The following is an 18,637-nucleotide window of genomic DNA, read 5'->3' on the forward strand; positions in this document are numbered from 1 at the left end:
TATGTAAAAAATTATCTGCCAATCAGCTATCATAATTTTCAATAAAGTTGAATAGTACTCCTGAATTGTATTTGAAAAATTAAATCAAATATGGTAATCACATCAAATATTGACGTTTTTCCTTCTCTATTAAGGATAATACTTCTCATACACATAATTATCATACTATTATTCAGTACGTTCAACCCCCTTATTTTATTGAATAAAATTATCTAATTAACTTAAATATCATAACGTTTCGCTGACTAAAAAATACGCCTTCGATCAACCATACACACCATTTGATAAACAATAAAACAAATTCAACTCTATTTTCATGAATTTTAGAAACCAGGTATTTACTTCTGCCTCAATTAATCCTTAACTTTTATATTGTCATTATAATAAACCAAATCATCCTCCAAAGCCTATCCAACCTAATCAATCCACATGGGACTGAGAAGGCGAAGCTATAAACTATAATAATATTTATAGTTTTTAAAATTCAATTTCTTGAGCATCTTTCAGCACACATAATTGTCTGAAACCACTGTTCTTTAAGTCAGTATTGATGGATTGTATAAAGGGTTGACGAAAAAGCTCAGCATTCGTCGTTTAGCAGAAAATACATCCCAAGTAATTCTGCTCCATTCAATGCGGTTTGAACCATTCATTCACTCATAACCTAATATCCTTATGAAAATTTGCTCTCTCTTCCGGGCAGGATTCCCATTTCTTGCCGTGATCTTTCTGTTCTCCTGCAGCACACCTCTCAAGCAAATTACTTACCTGTATGATATCAGGGACACGGATTCGACTCTTACAACAATTTCACCTGATACCTACACCATCCATCCCAACGACAATCTATATATCAGCATCATCAGTGATAATCCTGATGCAGCTTCCTTTTTAAATCTTTCCCAACCCGATCGGAACTATACCTCTGAATCTTCACTGGAACTTATCACATACATTGTGGATGAGGAGGGCGATATTGTGCTTCCGTATTTGGGCAAACACCATGTCGGAGAAATGACAACCAACCAGATACGTGATAAATTGCAAATGCAGGTTGACGATATCATGCAGAATGCTTCTGTGTTTGTCAAATTAGTTAACCGCACGATTACCGTACTTGGTGAAGTTCAACGTCCAGGGCAATACCGGATTAACAAGAATGCTCTGACCATCTTTGAAGCACTTGGAACCGCAGGAGACTTGAGTGATTTTGGGAATCGACGTAAAATAAAAGTAATCAGGGGAAATGAAGATAAAAGACACACCGCTACATTAGACCTGACAAACAGCAATATCACACAATCAGATTATTTCTATATACTTCCAAACGACATCATTTACGTAGAACCAGAGCGTCGTGTTTACGGTGCTAAAACACTTCCTTTTGCAACGCTCTTCACAGCGGTATCAACGGCTGTTTTGATATATACTTCCTTCAGACCCTAGGATAAATAACTTTTTTTCTCAGGAATAGAAGGAATTGTATCCTATCCTTATTAACAAATTTGCCCAAAGCTTTCTATAACTTACGAATATATATCAATATGTAAAGCGTAGATATTTAAGACAATTTCATCTCATATTGTCCCCCAACACAGCCCCACTTGTAAAACACCCCCACCTAAATTAACTCTCCCCTCAAAGAAAATTCAGTTCAGTAAATCAGCGAAAAGTACCAATCGAACATATCGATCCACAAACTATATTATTCTTTCCCGATGATGAATCAATTTCCTTATTCCTTTCCTGTTCTTCCTATTCATAACCAGATTTCACTAAACAGAACCTCATGGATGCATTGAACTCAAACTCTGCGAACCAAATGACAACGATTGTCAGGCAGCGAAACTATCGCAAATATCTTTTCCTTCTGCTGTCTCACTGGTACTGGTTTGCCATTGCCATCGTTCTCACATCAATCGGCACATGGTTGTACTACCGTTATGCACATCCTACCTATGCTGTTTCGGCAACGATGTTGATCCATGAACAACAAAACCAGAGTCCACTCACAACTCCCACCGACTCGGAAGCCAATGTGTTCCAGGGATTCGGGCTTTTTCAGGGCACTCAGAATACCGAAAATCAAATCCAGATTTTAAAGTCCTGGACTCAGATCCGAAAAACACTTGAACATTTTAATTTCGAAGTATCCTACTTACAACTAGGTAGGTTCAGAACCTCCGAATTATACAGAAACCTACCTTTTCACGTAGAATGGGACCGAAATCACCCACAGCTGTTAGATGCCAATTTTGACCTTCACATTCTTCCGGATAATCGCATAGAAATGACTGTTCGCGGGAAAGAAGCAATCCGGTATGATTTTCAAAACGAAAAAGAGTTGAAACCAGCCAGAGAAATTGAGCAGACCCGGACATTCCCGGTCAACAGCTATGTTGCTTCCGACGACTATGCCTTCCGGATTATTCCTGCAGCCGATACCCAACTGGAAGGAAGCTACAGGATAGCATTTCATTCTTTGGATCAGCTGACAAACGAATACATGGAAAAACTAACGGTAGCTCCGGTATCCAAAGAAGGAACAATGATCAAGCTAAGTACAACTTGTGAAAACCCGGAAAAAGGGATTGACTTTTTAAATAAAATGATGCAGGTTTATCAAACACGCAATCTGGATAAAAAGAACGTAATTGCTACGAAAACCATATTTTTCATCACCTCACAACTAGCCAGCGTAAGTGACTCGTTATCTGCATCGCAAAAGGTACGGGAACGTTTCCAGAGTCATAATAACCTGCTGGATGTGTCCTATCAATCACAGCAGCTCCTGGATCAACTAGTAAAACTGGAAGATCAGAAAAGTCTGCTGGAAACGCAACACCAATACTATCAATACCTTGAAGAATATCTTTCGAAAAACGAGGATTTGGAATCACTGGTTGCACCTACGACCGTTGGCATTAATGATCCTCTCTTAGTTAATCTCCTGCAGGAATTAAGTCAGCTAAATATCGAACTGACTACACTCTCAGCCACCGTTAAAGACCCGGAACATCCACGTATGCGGCAACTGAGTATTCAGATGGAAACAACGAAGCGAACCCTCCTCGAAAACAGTAGAAATATTATGCGGCAATCAGAAATTACATTAAATGACTTGACTAAACGCATTGATGAACTAAAACGGAGAACCAGCCGCTTACCTTCGGTAGAACGCAACTATGTAAATATTGAGCGGCGTTATCAACTCAACAACGATACATATACATTCCTTTTGCAAAAACTTTCCGAAGCACAAATTGCCAAGGCCTCGAACATGCCTGACAACGAAATCGTCGACCCGGCCAGAATGGAAGGTGATAAGCCAATTAGTCCAAACCAGATGACCGTTTACCTTGTGGCCTTACTCCTCGGAATTTTTCTGCCGGCAGGAGGAATCATTTTAACAAACGAATTTGATAATAAAGTCCGAACACCAGAAGATTTAGGAAACCTTACCAAATATCCGGTTCTGGGGCACATCATACATGACGACCAAGCGACCCCCAATCATACGGCCCTGCTCGATCATCCCAATTCACCCATAGGAGAAACATACCGTGCCTTACGCATGAAACTTAAGTTCATGCTTAACGGAAATGACCATCCCGTCATTGCAGTGACTTCGACGGGTGCAGATGAAGGCAAAACGTTTACCGCCATGAATCTTGCCGCTTCGTTTGCACTTTTAGGGCAGAAGACTATCCTCCTGGATTTGGATTTACGGAATTCGAAGATGGCCGAAATGCTTAACTGCGATAAAAATCACGGAATAAGCAATTATTTACTGGGAGAAATGAGACCCGATAATATCATATTTAAATCCTCTCATCCGTATATGAGAATCATCCCATCGGGCACTTTCCCTCCTAATCCGGGAGAGCTACTGGCAGATAAAAAGCTTGCTGAGTTAATTGAGTTGTTAAAGGAAAAATACGATGTAATCATCATCGATTCAAGTCCGTTACTGGTTGCCGATCTTTTCCAGTATAGCCACTTATGTAATGCCTATTTGTATGTGACCCGTCAGGGAGTTACCCTGCAACCTGCATTAAAAAGTGCATTGGAGGAGATTTCGAATCAACACATCAGAAGCGTCGGCTTGTTGTTAAATGACATACGAATTAATCGCCAGCCACTGGGGCACCGTTACAACTACAGTTATATGTACGGCTATAGCTACAAACCGAAGAATAACCGCAATCGTCCGGCAGCAAACGGGCGAAAAATAAACTCCAAAAAGCAAACTCAAATAACCTGATATATTATCATATAAGAACACAATCTCCTCTCACTCAACCTAAATCTCAATTCACTCCCTATGAAAATTCTCGTAACCGGAAGCGCAGGTTTCATCGGCTTCCACCTGGTCAAAGCTTTACTAAACTCAGGACACGAAGTAGTTGGTCTTGACTGCATTAACGATTACTACGATGTAAATCTGAAATATGATCGTTTGGCTGAGACTGGAATTGCTCCTCCATTGTTAAATGGAGGCAGTTCATTTGTTCAAAGCCTGAAATACCCAAATTACCGCTTTGTGCGAATGAAACTGGAAGAACGCCAGAGCCTCTTTAACCTGTTTGCCACTGAAAAATTTGATAAAGTTTGTAATCTGGCCGCTCAGGCCGGAGTGCAGTATTCTCTGAAAAACCCGGATGCATACATTGATAGCAACATCATCGGCTTCCTGAATATACTGGAAGCCTGTCGTCACTATCATATCAAACACCTCTTATTTGCCAGCTCGTCCAGTGTGTACGGCAATAACACGAAGATGCCGCTTAGCACCAGCGATCGTACCGATCATCCGATTAGCCTGTATGCAGCGACCAAAAAGAGTAACGAATTGCTGGCTCACGCTTACAGTCACCTTTTTGGAATACCAGTTACCGGTCTGCGGTTTTTCACTGTTTATGGTCCCTGGGGGCGCCCCGACATGGCATTGTTTATCTTTACCAAAGCCATTCTGGAAGGCCATTCCATCAATGTTTTCAATAAGGGAAAAATTCAACGTGATTTCACTTATGTTAGTGATATTATTGGTGCCGTAACACGAATACTTGATCAGTTGCCCCAACCAGGCAAAACATCAGAGGAATTAATTACCGGAAGTGCCACTGCTCCTTTTAAAGTGTATAACATCGGTCACTCGTCCCCTATCCTGCTCACCGACTTTATTGAATCCATCGAACGCAAACTCGGGATAACAGCACAGAAAAATCTACTTCCAATGCAACCGGGCGACGTTCCGATGACCTGGGCTGATACATCAGAATTGCAAAAAGATTTTGGATACCGGGCTACCACAACGGTAGAAGAAGGCATTGGAAAATTTCTGGAATGGTACCTCACCTATTACCAGGTAAAACCCCGAAACCATAGGCAGTTTAATTCGCGTCGAAATCCACAGAAATTCCCGCGTCACGCCACTGTAAAAACCAGCAAAACCTCTATCAATGACTGAGATTCGTATTACAGTCGTAGGACTTGGGTATGTCGGTTTACCCTTAGCCGTGGAATTTGGCAAAAAATATCACACCATCGGTTTTGATATCAATTCCAATCGGGTAAATGAATTAAAAAAAGGACACGACCAAACACTTGAAATTCCGGACAAGGAACTAAAAACGGTTTTGGAGAGCCCAGGCAAAGCAAATAGTCTGCGATTTACTGATGTAAAGAAAGAAATCAGCAACAACAATTTCTTTATTATCACAGTCCCAACCCCCGTAGACAAAAATAACAGACCCAACCTGACCCCGCTTTGCAAGGCCTCCCAAACCGTTGCTTCCGTATTAAAAAGGGATGATATCGTTATTTATGAATCAACCGTATATCCGGGCGTAACGGAAGAAGAATGCGTACCCATACTGGAGCGGTTCTCCGGATTGAGATTCAACCAGGATTTCTTTGTCGGTTATTCGCCGGAGCGCATCAATCCGGGAGATAAGGAGCATACCGTAACTCGGATAAAAAAAGTGACTTCAGGTTCGACTCCGGAAACTGCCGACAAGGTAGATAAGCTGTACCAAACCGTTATTAAAGCGGGGACCCATAAAGCTCCTTCCATAAAAGTTGCCGAAGCAGCCAAGGTAATTGAAAACAGTCAGCGGGATATCAATATCGCATTCGTAAACGAACTGGCTAAAATCTTTAACCGGCTAAGCATTGACACTCAGGATGTATTGGAAGCTGCCGGTACCAAATGGAACTTTTTGCCGTTTAGGCCAGGCTTGGTTGGCGGACATTGCATTGGTGTTGATCCGTATTACCTGGCACAAAAGGCGCAGGAAGTTGGTTATCATCCGGAAATTATTCTTGCCGGAAGGCGCATGAATGATAGCATGGGCCATTATGTCGCTGCCGAAGTGGTCAAACTTATGATTCAACATGGCATTTCTATCAAACAAAGCAGGGTGTTAATCATGGGAATAACCTTCAAGGAAAACTGTCCGGACACCAGGAACACCAAAGTTATTGATATGATAGATGAACTTAACGAGTTTGGCTGCAAAGTGGATGTCTACGACCCCTGGGCTCACCCGGAAGAAGTCGAAAAAGCTTATCATATCACGATGGTACCCTTCTATCGAATTCCGGACTACGATGCAGTGGTTTTGGCTGTGGCACATAATAAGTTTAAAGAATTCGATTTCAAACTGTGCAATAGTCATACGGTAGTTTATGATGTAAAAGGCTTCTGGCCTTCTGACAAAGTCGACGGGAGATTGTAAGTATAAAATATTTCCGCTATTTCTCATTTTCATTCACGAAACAACCAATAAACCGGGCATTAATCTAATGAAAAACATTTACCAACAGCTTTATAAATCTTCGCCTCGTTCACTTGCCAACCTGCTCATCAGTTTCTACAATGTCAGGCAATACCGGATTCGTCACGGAGGTGCTTATCAGGCATTCCGAAAATACTTTGAAGAAACAGAAAAGCTTTCCCGGGAGGAAGCAGAACAAGAACAATTGAAAAGATTACGGAGTTTTTTGCGATACACGTATGAACATTCGAAATATTATCATGAGAAATGGCGTGAACTCCATTTGAGTTTCGATCATTTAGGATGGGAAGAATTTAATCTCCTTCCCTTTATAACGAAAGAAGAACTTCAAAGGAATCTCAGAGATATTTGCACCATTAACCCGCGGACAGCAATAAAATTTCAAACGGGAGGAACTACCGGAGTTTCGTTACAGGCATATTACACACCCCGCAACATACAGGAACGTTTCGCCATGGTCGATCATTTCAGAAGTCGTTTTGGATTTGATTTCGGTGAAAAAACAGCCTGGTTTACCGGAAAGGACTTACTAAATAAAGGAGATGTAGCCAAACATCGGTATTGGCGCACAGATTTTCGAAATAATATCCGGTTTTACTCAACTTATCATCTTCAACAAAAAAACTTTATCTACTACATTGATAATTTCAACAAATACCAACCAAAATATTTCAGCGGAGCAACCTCTTCTCTGTCGGAAATTGCGAGGGGAGGATTAAAAGCAGGCATCAAGTTGAACTACCGTCCCGAAGCTGTTTTCCCGACAGCGGAAATGCTAATGAAACAAGACAGGAAGGCAATGGAGACATTTTATGGTTGTGGTGTTTATGACCAATATGCCTCATCCGAAGGAGCTCCCTTCATCACACAGTGTAAGAAGGCCCATATGCACATGGAATTGATGACCGGTGTTTTTGAAGTTCTCGATACCAGCGGGCAGCCAGCGGATTTCGGTGAACTGGTTGTCACGTCGTTTACTACCGAAGGAACGCCGCTCGTTCGCTACCGCATCGGCGATATGGTGGAAATGAATACCAAATCAGTGGATTGCTATTTGAAATATCCTATCGTGAAGAAAATTCACGGACGTCTGAGTGATTGCATTTATTCGAGGGAGACCGGAAAAATTTGTCAGGGAAACATTGTCAATTCAGTAAAGAATATTCATGGAATTATTCGGTTTCAGATTATACAAAATAATATGGATGGTATCTTAGTGAAGATAGTTAAATCGAAGCAATACATTAGGGAAGTCGAAGAAAAGAAACTACTAAAAGAACTTAGAATCCGACTGGGGAAAAAGATGGATATCCAATTCAACTATGTGAATGAAATACCACGTGAACGCAGTGGAAAATACCGTATTATAAAAAACAACTGCAAAGAAGAAATTTAGTTTCACTCCTAAATCATCAGAATATTCTACACAATAAAGATTGTCATTCGGCTATTTTAAGACAACACTTTGTTAATTCTGCTAAACCAAAACTACGATGAACACCCTCTACGAACACATTTACAAATCCTCTCCCAACGCTGTTGCGAATTTATTGGTCACTCTCTATAACATCCGGCAATTCCGCATCAGGCATGGTGGAGAGTACCCCAATTTCAGGAAATACTTTGAACAAACCGAAAACTGGTCACCCAAAGAAATTGAAAACGAACAACTGAAAAGATTACGTTATTTCCTGAAACACACCTATGAACATTCTCCTTATTACCGCAAAAAATGGGGCGGTTTAAATCTTGACTTCGATCGGCTGGACTGGAATATGTTCAGAAAGCTCCCTTTAATGACCAAAGAAGAGCTACAGAAAAATATCAAGGACATTTGCACCATTAATCCTCATTCTGCGGTTAAGTTCCAAACAGGTGGAACCACAGGTGTTTCGCTACAGGTATATTATACCCCCCGAAATATCCAGGAACGTTTTGCCATGGTTGAACATTTCCGTAGCCGTTTCGGATTTAAATTTGGCGAAAGAACGGCATGGTTTACCGGCAAAGACCTGTTAAATCAACGCGATGTATCCAAGCATCGTTATTGGAAAACGGATTACCAAAACAAGATTCAGTTTTACTCCACCTTCTACATTCAACAAAAAAACATTCCCTATTATATCGAAAACCTCAACAAGTACCAACCTCCCTTTTTCAGTGGCATCACGTCGTCGTTGGCCGAAATCGCCAAAGGCGGACTAAAAGCCGGTTTGAAACTGAACTATCAGCCAAAAGCGATATTTCCAACAGCCGAGATGCTGTTGAAAAGTGATCGGGTGGCCATGGAAATGTTTTACGGTTGCGGCGTATACGACCAATATGCTTCATCGGAAGGTGCTCCTTTCATCACTCAGTGCAAGAACGGGCATATGCATTTTGAAATGACCTCGGGAATTTTCGAAGTTCTAGATTCAAAAGACCAACCATCCGATTTCGGCGAGTTAGTCGTTACATCCTTTACAACCGAAGGAACTCCACTGGTTCGTTACCGGATAGGCGACTTGGTCGAGTTGGAAACAAAAAAGACTGACTGCTACCTGCATTATCCGGTTGTGAAAAAAATCCATGGCCGGTTTACCGACTGCCTCTATTCGCGGGAGACCGGGAAGGTTTGCCAGGGAAACATTGCCAACTCGGTTAAGCATGTAAATGGAGTGCAACGTTTTCAAATCATTCAGAATGACTTGGATGCCATCCATGTTCAAATTGTTAAAACCGACGAATACCGAAAAGAAGTCGATGAATGCAAACTGGCAAAGGAATTGCGCATCCGGCTGGGAAAACAGATCAACATTCAATTCAAATATGTCCCGGAAATCCCGAAGGAACGGAGCGGAAAATTCAGGTTGGTAAAGAATTATTGCAAAGAGACAATCTAACCGCAGGCCCCTTTTACCACAAAATAAGGACACTCAATAATAAAGATGGTTATTGCCACAACACATGTAAAAAGTCTGCGCCGAAATGTCGCCTGGATGTTTGTCGGAAACGGGTTCTATGCCTTTTGCCAATGGCTGGTATTATCCATTCTCTCTAAGTTAACGACCATTCAGGAACTGGGCTATTTCACACTCTCACTCGCAATTGCCACTCCGGTATATATGTTTATGAACTTCCAGCTACGTTCCGTGCTGATAACCGATGCTGAAAATCGATGGGAATTTTCGGAATTCTTCACGATCCGAATAGCCACCACAACACTGGGATTCTTGATTGTATTAATGATCGGTGCATTTTTCGGGTCCGGCACCTTCTTCACAATCTTGTTATTACTTAGTGCGATAAAAGCAATCGAGGCTTTCACTGACATCATTCATGGTAAATTGCAGCAGCAGGAATCCATGTCGATGATTGCCCGCTCATTAATGATAAAAGGTTCCGGATTCGTCCTTTCAGTCATCATTGGGATTGTAGTTTTCAAAAGCCTGATATCCGGATTATTACTATATTTTTTGCTATGTATCGGGTTCATCTATTTTATCGATTACCATTTTCTTGTCCGGGTAACCGGAAAAATAAAGTTATTGTCGAAGTCCATCACCAGAACCATATTGATTGTAGGTTTTCCGTTGGCAATTGTCAGGCTTATCATTGCTTTAAATGGAAATGTGGCCAAGTACATCGCTGAAATCAGTCTGGGAACCGAAAAGCAGGCAATCTATTCTACACTCGCCTACCTGATTGTGATGGGAGACGTTCTTATTCAGGCCATCGGTCAAACGTTCATCCCCCGAATCAGCAAATATGCTAAAGAGCAAGACTGGAAATCGGTGAAACGGCTGAAATTCTATTTCTCCATCATTTGTATTGTTACCGGCTTTTCTCTTTACCTGGCAAGTATAACAGCTGGTGAGCTCATTCTAAAAATCCTGTTTTCAGCTGAAATAGCAAAATATCAGCACCTCTTCTCTCTCCTGATGATTACCGGCATACTGGTATATTATTCATCTTCAGCCGGCCAAACCCTGACGGCCTTAAAAATATTCAAGCCTCAACCCTGGATTCACGGCGTAGTATTTACCGTCAACATGATATGTCTGCTATTCCTGGTCAAGCCTTTCGGCCTCACAGGCATTGTATATGCTACCATTACAGCATACGTTGTGAGAATTATTTTATCGGAGTGGCTGCTATATCGTCACCTATATCTACGAGGTACAATTTCGTAACTGAGATCCAAACCAATTCATGTCAAATTCTTATTCGAACATACTAATAACTCCAGTTGTCTGGCCGGCAAGCTATCATGAGCGGTATGTACACCGTTTTCGTATGATCTTGGCAATCTTCATAACGGCAGTGATTCAGGCTCTGTTTCTTTATTCAGGAAAAGTTCCGCTGCACTGGTTTTTAGCGCCGGTTGATTTGATGGGAATTATGATAATTTATAAGCTCATCGACATCGCTTCAACCAAAGATTATCTATCACAAGTTGACTTTTATGCCTACATCATCTTCCTGAATTCTCTTTTTCTGGCACCAAACTTCCACTTTCTGAAAAACTTTTGGCTCCCGTGGGTGCCCAATCATCCGCCCCGCTGGGAGAATTGGGTATTAATCTGGGGATTGTTAAATCTTATCGGCCTGACTCTTTTCCTGACCATACGCGAATTTACCCAAAGCAAGCCCAGACTAACACAAACCATTTGGTTTTTCAATCACCGGAGGAATTACATCATCATTCTGTTTATGATCGTCAGTTTTGCAGCGCAAGCTATGGTGTACGCCAAGTTTGGTGGTATTTCGGGTTACATCAGGGAATATGAAGAAGCCCGGGCTGACGCATTCAGGGGAATGGGCTATCTGTTTACAATTTCAGAGATCTTTCCGATTCTGTTTATCATCTGGTTCTTCCTGAACAATATTGGGAAGAAAAACATTCCCGCGATCAAAATCTATATTTTCTTCATACTACTTTTTGCTGCTTGTATCTATTTCGGTGGGCTTAAAGGCCGAAGAAGCAACACGATATTTACCATGTTTCATGGATTCTTTCTCGTTCATCTCTACCTGTACCGGTTCAAACTCCAGGAAATTTTATTGGCACTCACGTTTGGAATGGTTTTCATGCTCATTGGAAAAGTATACAAACTCATTGGTTTTGATGCTATTTTATTACTAAAGGATTTGGATTTCAAAACCCTATTTGAGTATAACGCCCGATACGGAAACGGAACCATTCCTACACTCATCGGCGATTTTGGCCGGTGTGATGTCCAGAGTTTTCTCATTTACCGGAATTATGTCGATGGTTTTCCTCAATATTGGGGAGTGGAATACTTCGGTGATTTAATTAAAATGTTTCCCTCTATTATTTCGGACCATTTCACCGATGTTCCGTCCAAAATCGAAGTAGGTGCCAACTATCTCTATGGTAGTAAAACCAGAATTTTTGGCGTTTTTGGCGAGTACATCTTCAATTTCGGTTTATCGACTGCTTACCTGTCCTACTTAATTTTTGCCGGCATGGTGATTCTGGCTGACCGATTCGTCAAAATGCTGCATAGCAATGATATTCGACTCATTATTGTGCCGCTTATTTTCAATTTTATCATCATCGCTTTTTTATCCGATCTAGATAATATGGGCTTCTTCCTGTTCAAACGATTAACCATCCCGGTTGTTCTTCTGTGGCTGGTTTCCGAACGACATGAAGTCAGGCCCGCTGAATAAAACCTCTCAAACAACAACAGACGATCGCATTTATATGGATTTAATATATGTATACGAAGCGCCTTTTGTCCGGGCAACCGATGGGAATATCTACAGTGTTGGAGGGAACTTTTCCTCACGCATGTTTCAGCGCTATTTGGAAGTATTCGATCACGTATATGTAATTACCCGGGTCCGCAACGCCGAAGGAACTTTCCCTGAAGATAACCGGGTGGAAAATGAACACATTACAGTGTGGCCACTTCCGCATTATTCAGGAATGTTGCAGTTTACAGGAAAATACCTTGCTATCCGAAAAGAATTAAAATCACATATTCGCCCAAATTGCGCTTATATTCTCAGGGTGCCCAGCATTATTGGCACCATCATGGGGCGATTACTTTACCAACAAAAAATACCATACGGTGTAGAAGTGGTGGGAGATCCATATGATGCATTTGGCCCAAACGGAATTCAACATCCGCTCAGGCCGGTTCTCCGACGGAAACTTAGAGCCGATTTAAAAAGAGCTGTAGCCAACGCCGAAGCGGCATTATATGTTACCCGGAATTATTTACAGGAACGTTACCCGGCATCATCCGGAAAATTTCAGACTCACGCCTCCAATGTTTCACTTGTCGATGATGCCTACGTCGACCAACCAAAACATTTTAACGGAGACACAAAAGAGTTCAATCTAATATCGGTAGGTGCACTTGCACAGATGTACAAATCACCGGACATAGTACTTCAGGCTATAAATCAACTACATAACAATGAAATAAAATGCCGGCTAACCTGGTTGGGAGATGGAAAATACATGGACGACATGATACAGCTCTCAAAAGAACTGGGAATCGGTAAATACGTCTCTTTTGAAGGAAGAATTAACTCCGGCGAAAATGTCCGGGTCTATCTTGACAAAGCCGACATTTTCATTCTCGTTTCCAAAACAGAAGGACTCCCGAGAGCAATGATAGAAGCAATGGCCAGAGGATTACCTTGCGTAGGTAGCCACGTTGGTGGAATTCCGGAATTGCTGGATAATGAAGTAATTGTTCCCGCAGGAGATGCAGAAGCCCTTGCTCAACTACTCAAAAAAGTGATGAATAATTCAGCATTCCTGAATAATCAGTCCGCGCGAAACCTCGAAGTAGCTCATTCATATAGCCACGAGCAGCTAAGTCACAGGCGCGAAGAGTTTTATCACAAAGTAAAATCATCTGTACGAATCGAAAACTAAATAGTAATACGCATTTCCCAATTGACTAAAAACAGGCACTGCCTTTCTCTCAAACACGTTTTTCACCTCCTGCAGGTCAGTAGTCATTCGGTAAAAGCCACCCCTCGGCAATGATTATCATTACCGGTGAAACAACTGACCCGATAAAACAAACTAAAATGAAGATTGTGATTATTGCCAGCAACGATTTTTCTCTCATTAATTTCAGGAAGGAGTTAATTTTAGAATTCCGCAACCGGGGATTCAATATCGTTGCTGCAGCCCCGCCTGAACTACCAATCGTTCGAAGAGAACTCTCCCGGTTAGGTATTAAATATTATCCGCTAGCCTTCAGCAAAAACGGCCGGAATCCCATCAAAGATATCCTGTTCTTTTTTTCGCTACTCCGAATTCTGATCAAAGAAAAACCGGATTACTTGCTTTCCTATACCATTAAGCCGGTCATTTACGGCAATCTGGCGGGGCGGTTTTTCAAAAATCTGAAACGGTACTCTATCATATCGGGACTAGGATACATTGCCAACGAAGACGAGCTTCATCCCAAAAAACTGACACTGCGCATTATCGACATTCTCTATCGGATGAGTTTGAAAAATATCAACGGGTTATTCTTCCAGAATTACGAAGATGTAGCGTTCTTCCTGAAAAAGGAATACATTAATTCACCGGCCATTGCTCAGGTGACCATGGGTTCTGGCGTCAATACCCGACATTTTACAAAAGAGCCATTTCCTTGGGGAACATTCCGTTTCCTGCTTGTTTCCCGACTTCTCCGATCGAAAGGCATCGCCATTTATGCTGATGCCGCCCGCATTGTCAAAACGAAATTTCCTTCCGTAGAATTCGATCTGCTTGGTGGGTACGATCTCAGTTGCGATGACGCCATTACTCCCGACGAAATTCAGAATTGGGAAAAGGAAGGTCTTTTTCACTACCGTGGAACAACCAGCGATGTCAGGCCCTACCTGAAGGAATCGACGGCTTTTGTGCTTCCATCCTACTACCGTGAAGGAATTCCGCGATCCATCATGGAAGCGATGGCCACCGGTCGCCCCATTATTACCACCGATGCGATTGGCTGCCGCAACACGGTCAAACACGGACAAAACGGGCTGTTAGTCAAGCCACGCGATGTACAAAGCCTGGCTGATGCCATGATATACCTGATAGAACATCCGGATGAAGTTAAAACCATGGGTGAAAAAAGCCGTCAGATGGCAGTGGATGTTTTTGAAGTAACCGAGGTAAACAAAGTGCTCCTTGAATACATGGATTTAGAATTGCATGTACCGGTATCTGTTCAAACCTTTGCTTGATTTTGTATTGGCTTTCGCCGGAATAATCCTGCTAAGCCCGGTCTTTCTCATCCTTGTTATCTGGTTGACAATAAGCACCCGGGGAAATCCTCTTTTTACACAGGAACGCCCTGGCAAGGATGGGAAACTCTTCCGCTTGTACAAGTTCAGAACCATGAACAACAAACGGAATAACAACGGTGAATTACTGGCTGACCATTTAAGGGTAACCCGAACAGGAAATTTCCTGCGAAACACGTCTCTTGACGAAATTCCTCAGTTGGTTAATGTTCTAAAAGGCGAGCTCAGTCTGATTGGGCCCAGACCTTTGCTAAAACAATACCTGCCCTTATACAATGCCAAACAAGCAAGACGCCATGAAGTTAAGCCCGGCATTACCGGTTGGGCACAAGTAAACGGACGCAACGGCATCAGCTGGGAAGAGAAATTTGAGTACGACGTATACTATGTCGACAACCTTTCCTTCCTCCTCGATATGAAGATCTTATACATCACCATTTGTAAAGTATTCAAAAGAGAAGATATATACGCCCCTCACCGTGAAAGAATGGAATATTTTAAAGGAACCACCACATGATTTGTAAAACATTAAAAGCCGGAATCGAAGCAGAATTTTGGGAATGGCAACAATTATGCGCAAACATAACCGACTGCGACATCTGCTTCTATCCTCAATACGCATTAGTCAGCGAAGCAAACGACGAAGGCGAAGCAACATGCTTTGTTTATCAAAAAGATGACAATGATTACGTTCTCTTCCCCTTTCTGAAAAGAAGAATCAACAACTTAAGTCTGTTCTCCCACCTCAGAGAAACGTATTACGATATTGTATCTCCGTATGGTTACGGAGGCTATCTAAAAAGCGATGCCTGCACGATTCCCATGGACGATTTCCTCAAAGTCTTTCATCAGTACTGTCAGGACCAACACATTGTATCGGAGTTTGTCCGCTTCCATCCCTGGCTAAAAACACAGGAAGGTTGCGACACCGGAATGAATGTCAGTTTATACAACCAGGTCGTTGCGATTGATATTGCCAAACCAGAAGAAGAAATGTGGAGCGATTTTGACCGGAAGTGCCGTAATCGTATCCGGAAAAGTGCCAAAGAAGGCGTTATCATCGAGAGGGATACCTCACCAAAAGCCATCGATGCATTTTACCCGCTCTACACCGAAACCATGTCGCGAAACGAGGCATCGGGATACTACTACTTTTCCAGAGAATACTTCGATAGCATGATGAGATTACTCGACGGAAACATCACCTTCTTTCATGCCCATCTCGACAAAAAAATCATTGCCTCAATTATGGTAATTACCGGTGGTGCCTTCGCAAATGCGCACCTTGCCGGGACAGACACAGCCTATCTTCATTTATCACCTATGATGGCCCTTTTCCATGAAGCATCGGTATGGGCTGGCAAGCAGGGTTACCGGTATTTCATTTTGGGCGGAGGCCGTTCGGCCTCACCGGAAGACAGTTTGCTGAAAATGAAAACAAAATTTGCGAAAGAAACCGTATCCTTTTATACGGGAAAGAAGATCCATTTGCCCGATGTATACAAGGAATTATCCCATCTGAAAAAAATCCATATTCAGCAAAACAAACTGGATATACAACATACCGAATATTTTCCGGAATACCGGAATATTCGATTCCACTCACCTACCTATTCATCTGCACTATAAAACCGATCGTCGTATGGAAACAGAAAGAGATAAAAATTGTCAGTTTGCACATGCCGAGGAGATGTTTGCCAAAGACCCCATCGGGTTGCGAATCAACTTAGCCATCGTAGCATTCTTACGGAAAATCAAATTCTATTTGTACTTCCGCAAAGTCAAATATTTTCTGGGACTCCGAACCCATTATTCCGGAGCAGCGGCAAGCCCCAAATTAATTGCTGAACCAGCTCCTCAAATTATCAAAAAACCTACCGGCCCACTAAAACAGGGCGATTGGGTTCGAATTAAATCGAAAGAAGAAATCCTAAAAACCGTTGACGCAAACAACAAACTGGAAGGATGCGTCGTCATGCCCGAAATGTGGCAGTATTGCGACGTAGAGACCAAAGTAGTTAAACGGGTAGAGTATTTCCTCGATGAGACTAACTACAAAATGCGGAAAATGAGGTCGACCATTTTGCTGGAAGGGTTGCACTGTTCCGGCAAGATGCCTGGCTATAAAAGTCCTTGTGACCGCAACTGCTTTTTCTTTTGGAAAGAAGCCTGGGTAGACAAGATTGAAGCCCCGGTAACCGACGAGAAGCAAGTAACGGAACCGGACCAGCAAAAAGAACCAATCTCATCACACATATAACCTCACCACCTAAACGCCATGAAGAAAAAAATCTGGCTATCATCGCCACACCTGGGAGGCAACGAATTGACTTATATTTTAGAGGCAATTGAAACCAACTGGGTGGCTCCACTGGGCCCAAATGTCGATGCATTTGAACAGGTACTGGCCCGCTACAATCAGGTACAGGACGCTGCAGTACTAAGTTCCGGCACTGCAGCGTTACACCTGGCTCTCGTCATTCTGGGAGTTCACAAGGAAGACGAAGTTATCGCCTCCTCTCTGACATTTGCCGCTACCATCAATCCGATTATTTACCAAGGAGCCCATCCCATTTTGGTTGACAGTGAACCCAAAACCTGGAACATGAGTCCCGAATGGCTGGAGACAGCCATTAAAGCACGCATCAAAAGAGGGAAAAAACCCAAGGCCATTATTCCGGTTCATGTTTATGGCATGCCCAGTAAAATGCAGGAGATAATGGAAATTGCCAATTACTACCAGATTCCCGTGATAGAAGATGCCGCCGAAGCGCTGGGAAGCCGTTACAATGGCCGGGCACTCGGTTCAATTGGACAAATGGGCGTTCTTTCGTTCAATGGAAATAAAATCATCACCACTTCAGGAGGTGGTGCACTGCTGGCCAACGATCAGAAATTGACGGCTAAAGCACGCTATCTTTCTACGCAAGCACGCGATCCGGCTCCTCACTATCAGCACAGTGTTATAGGGTATAATTACCGCATGAGCAACATTACCGCCGGCCTTGGCCTCGGACAAATGGAAGTCATCGACCAACGGGTTGTTCAGCGACGAAAGAACCAACTATTTTATCGGGAACTATTTTCCGGCATACCGGGAATATCTTTCCAAGAAGAACCGGATGACCGCTTTTTCTCCAACTACTGGCTAACAGCCATTACTGTCGATGACAGACAAACCGGAGGTATTACCTGCGAAATGCTTCGACGCGGCCTTGCGATTGAAAACATCGAATCTCGGCCTCTCTGGAAGCCTATGCATCTGCAACCGATTTTCCGAAGATATCCATTTTATGGAAACGGAACATCCGAGCAACTATTCCGCAAGGGACAATGCCTTCCAAGTGGTTCAAACCTAAGCAGTGCCGACCGTTTACGCATTGCCGAAGCAATCATGCGTATATTCAACCAGAGAGAAACACGTCACACGCTGAAACATCAAACGGATTCCGAATCAATAAAAGAAACATAACCCCTTTACCATGAAAGCACTCACTTGAACCGACGACGAACAGTCGCTATATAAAAACACCCACACTTCCCCTCAAGGATATAGGAATACA

At 42.5% G+C, this 18,637-nt stretch carries 14 protein-coding genes; all 14 read left to right on the plus strand.

Translation table 11 applies throughout. The features are described from left to right. Window positions 1-675 precede the first annotated feature (675 nt). The 14 genes from T426_RS0111880 to T426_RS23560 all read left to right on the plus strand — a co-directional run bounded on the left by T426_RS0111880 (window position 676) and on the right by T426_RS23560 (window position 18,546). Entirely contained in the window at window positions 676-1,446 is a 771-nt protein-coding gene (locus T426_RS0111880; RefSeq protein ID WP_025866278.1) for a polysaccharide biosynthesis/export family protein, read from the plus strand. 343 nt (window positions 1,447-1,789) lie between these two features. Further along, window positions 1,790-4,264 (plus strand): GumC family protein, encoded by a 2,475-nt coding sequence (locus tag T426_RS0111885; RefSeq protein WP_025864072.1) that lies wholly within the window; start codon window positions 1,790-1,792, stop codon window positions 4,262-4,264. Window positions 4,265-4,324: 60 nt separating this feature from the next. Continuing rightward, the gene (locus tag T426_RS23550) at window positions 4,325-5,470 is read left to right on the plus strand and encodes an NAD-dependent epimerase (protein ID WP_082229543.1); all 1,146 of its coding nucleotides are present in this window, start codon (window positions 4,325-4,327) and stop codon (window positions 5,468-5,470) included. After that, complete coding sequence (locus T426_RS0111895) at window positions 5,463-6,740, plus strand: nucleotide sugar dehydrogenase (protein ID WP_174820393.1); 1,278 nt, start codon at window positions 5,463-5,465, stop codon at window positions 6,738-6,740. Before T426_RS23550 ends, T426_RS0111895 begins: the two co-directional genes overlap by 8 nt. Window positions 6,741-6,807: 67 nt before the next feature. Further along, window positions 6,808-8,196: a phenylacetate--CoA ligase family protein gene (locus T426_RS0111900; RefSeq protein ID WP_036984389.1), complete on the plus strand. Its 1,389-nt coding sequence runs from the start codon at window positions 6,808-6,810 to the stop codon at window positions 8,194-8,196. A gap of 97 nt (window positions 8,197-8,293) precedes the next feature. Beyond that, entirely contained in the window at window positions 8,294-9,682 is a 1,389-nt protein-coding gene (locus T426_RS0111905) for a phenylacetate--CoA ligase family protein (protein WP_025864070.1), read from the plus strand. A gap of 45 nt (window positions 9,683-9,727) precedes the next feature. Then, window positions 9,728-10,972, plus strand: a complete 1,245-nt coding sequence (locus T426_RS0111910) for a lipopolysaccharide biosynthesis protein (RefSeq protein WP_025864069.1) — start codon at window positions 9,728-9,730, stop codon at window positions 10,970-10,972. A 103-nt stretch (window positions 10,973-11,075) separates the two neighbouring features. Beyond that, window positions 11,076-12,476 carry a hypothetical protein gene (locus tag T426_RS0111915; protein WP_025864068.1) on the plus strand — a complete coding sequence of 467 codons (1,401 nt, stop codon included), beginning with the start codon at window positions 11,076-11,078 and terminating at the stop codon, window positions 12,474-12,476. Between the two features lie 34 nt (window positions 12,477-12,510). Next, window positions 12,511-13,698 carry a glycosyltransferase family 4 protein gene (locus T426_RS0111920; RefSeq protein WP_025864067.1) on the plus strand — a complete coding sequence of 396 codons (1,188 nt, stop codon included), beginning with the start codon at window positions 12,511-12,513 and terminating at the stop codon, window positions 13,696-13,698. Between the two features lie 158 nt (window positions 13,699-13,856). Next, entirely contained in the window at window positions 13,857-15,014 is a 1,158-nt protein-coding gene (locus T426_RS23555) for a glycosyltransferase family 4 protein (RefSeq protein ID WP_025864066.1), read from the plus strand. Beyond that, window positions 14,983-15,591, plus strand: a complete 609-nt coding sequence (locus T426_RS0111930) for a sugar transferase (protein ID WP_025864065.1) — start codon at window positions 14,983-14,985, stop codon at window positions 15,589-15,591. Before T426_RS23555 ends, T426_RS0111930 begins: the two co-directional genes overlap by 32 nt. After that, window positions 15,588-16,703 (plus strand): lipid II:glycine glycyltransferase FemX, encoded by a 1,116-nt coding sequence (locus T426_RS0111935; RefSeq protein ID WP_025864064.1) that lies wholly within the window; start codon window positions 15,588-15,590, stop codon window positions 16,701-16,703. Before T426_RS0111930 ends, T426_RS0111935 begins: the two co-directional genes overlap by 4 nt. Before the next feature lie 13 nt (window positions 16,704-16,716). Next, window positions 16,717-17,334 (plus strand): hypothetical protein, encoded by a 618-nt coding sequence (locus T426_RS0111940; RefSeq protein ID WP_025864063.1) that lies wholly within the window; start codon window positions 16,717-16,719, stop codon window positions 17,332-17,334. A gap of 18 nt (window positions 17,335-17,352) precedes the next feature. Continuing rightward, window positions 17,353-18,546, plus strand: coding sequence for an aminotransferase class I/II-fold pyridoxal phosphate-dependent enzyme (locus T426_RS23560; RefSeq protein WP_025864062.1), 1,194 nt, complete (start codon window positions 17,353-17,355; stop codon window positions 18,544-18,546). The last annotated feature ends 91 nt before the right edge of the window (window positions 18,547-18,637 follow it).

Origin of the sequence: Prolixibacter bellariivorans ATCC BAA-1284 (assembly GCF_000621705.1) — a bacterium.
GTDB classification, from domain to species: domain Bacteria; phylum Bacteroidota; class Bacteroidia; order Bacteroidales; family Prolixibacteraceae; genus Prolixibacter; species Prolixibacter bellariivorans.

Coding starts and splice junctions, on each gene's coding strand:
- T426_RS0111920 (WP_025864067.1), top strand. CDS start 12,511: ATGGATTTAATATATGTATACGAAGCGCCTTTTGTCCGGGCAACCGAT.
- T426_RS0111895 (WP_174820393.1), top strand. CDS start 5,463: ATGACTGAGATTCGTATTACAGTCGTAGGACTTGGGTATGTCGGTTTA.
- T426_RS0111910 (WP_025864069.1), top strand. CDS start 9,728: ATGGTTATTGCCACAACACATGTAAAAAGTCTGCGCCGAAATGTCGCC.
- T426_RS0111940 (WP_025864063.1), top strand. CDS start 16,717: ATGGAAACAGAAAGAGATAAAAATTGTCAGTTTGCACATGCCGAGGAG.
- T426_RS0111880 (WP_025866278.1), top strand. CDS start 676: ATGAAAATTTGCTCTCTCTTCCGGGCAGGATTCCCATTTCTTGCCGTG.
- T426_RS0111935 (WP_025864064.1), top strand. CDS start 15,588: ATGATTTGTAAAACATTAAAAGCCGGAATCGAAGCAGAATTTTGGGAA.
- T426_RS0111915 (WP_025864068.1), top strand. CDS start 11,076: ATGATCTTGGCAATCTTCATAACGGCAGTGATTCAGGCTCTGTTTCTT.
- T426_RS0111905 (WP_025864070.1), top strand. CDS start 8,294: ATGAACACCCTCTACGAACACATTTACAAATCCTCTCCCAACGCTGTT.
- T426_RS0111900 (WP_036984389.1), top strand. CDS start 6,808: ATGAAAAACATTTACCAACAGCTTTATAAATCTTCGCCTCGTTCACTT.
- T426_RS23550 (WP_082229543.1), top strand. CDS start 4,325: ATGAAAATTCTCGTAACCGGAAGCGCAGGTTTCATCGGCTTCCACCTG.
- T426_RS0111885 (WP_025864072.1), top strand. CDS start 1,790: ATGGATGCATTGAACTCAAACTCTGCGAACCAAATGACAACGATTGTC.
- T426_RS23560 (WP_025864062.1), top strand. CDS start 17,353: ATGAAGAAAAAAATCTGGCTATCATCGCCACACCTGGGAGGCAACGAA.
- T426_RS0111930 (WP_025864065.1), top strand. CDS start 14,983: ATGTACCGGTATCTGTTCAAACCTTTGCTTGATTTTGTATTGGCTTTC.
- T426_RS23555 (WP_025864066.1), top strand. CDS start 13,857: ATGAAGATTGTGATTATTGCCAGCAACGATTTTTCTCTCATTAATTTC.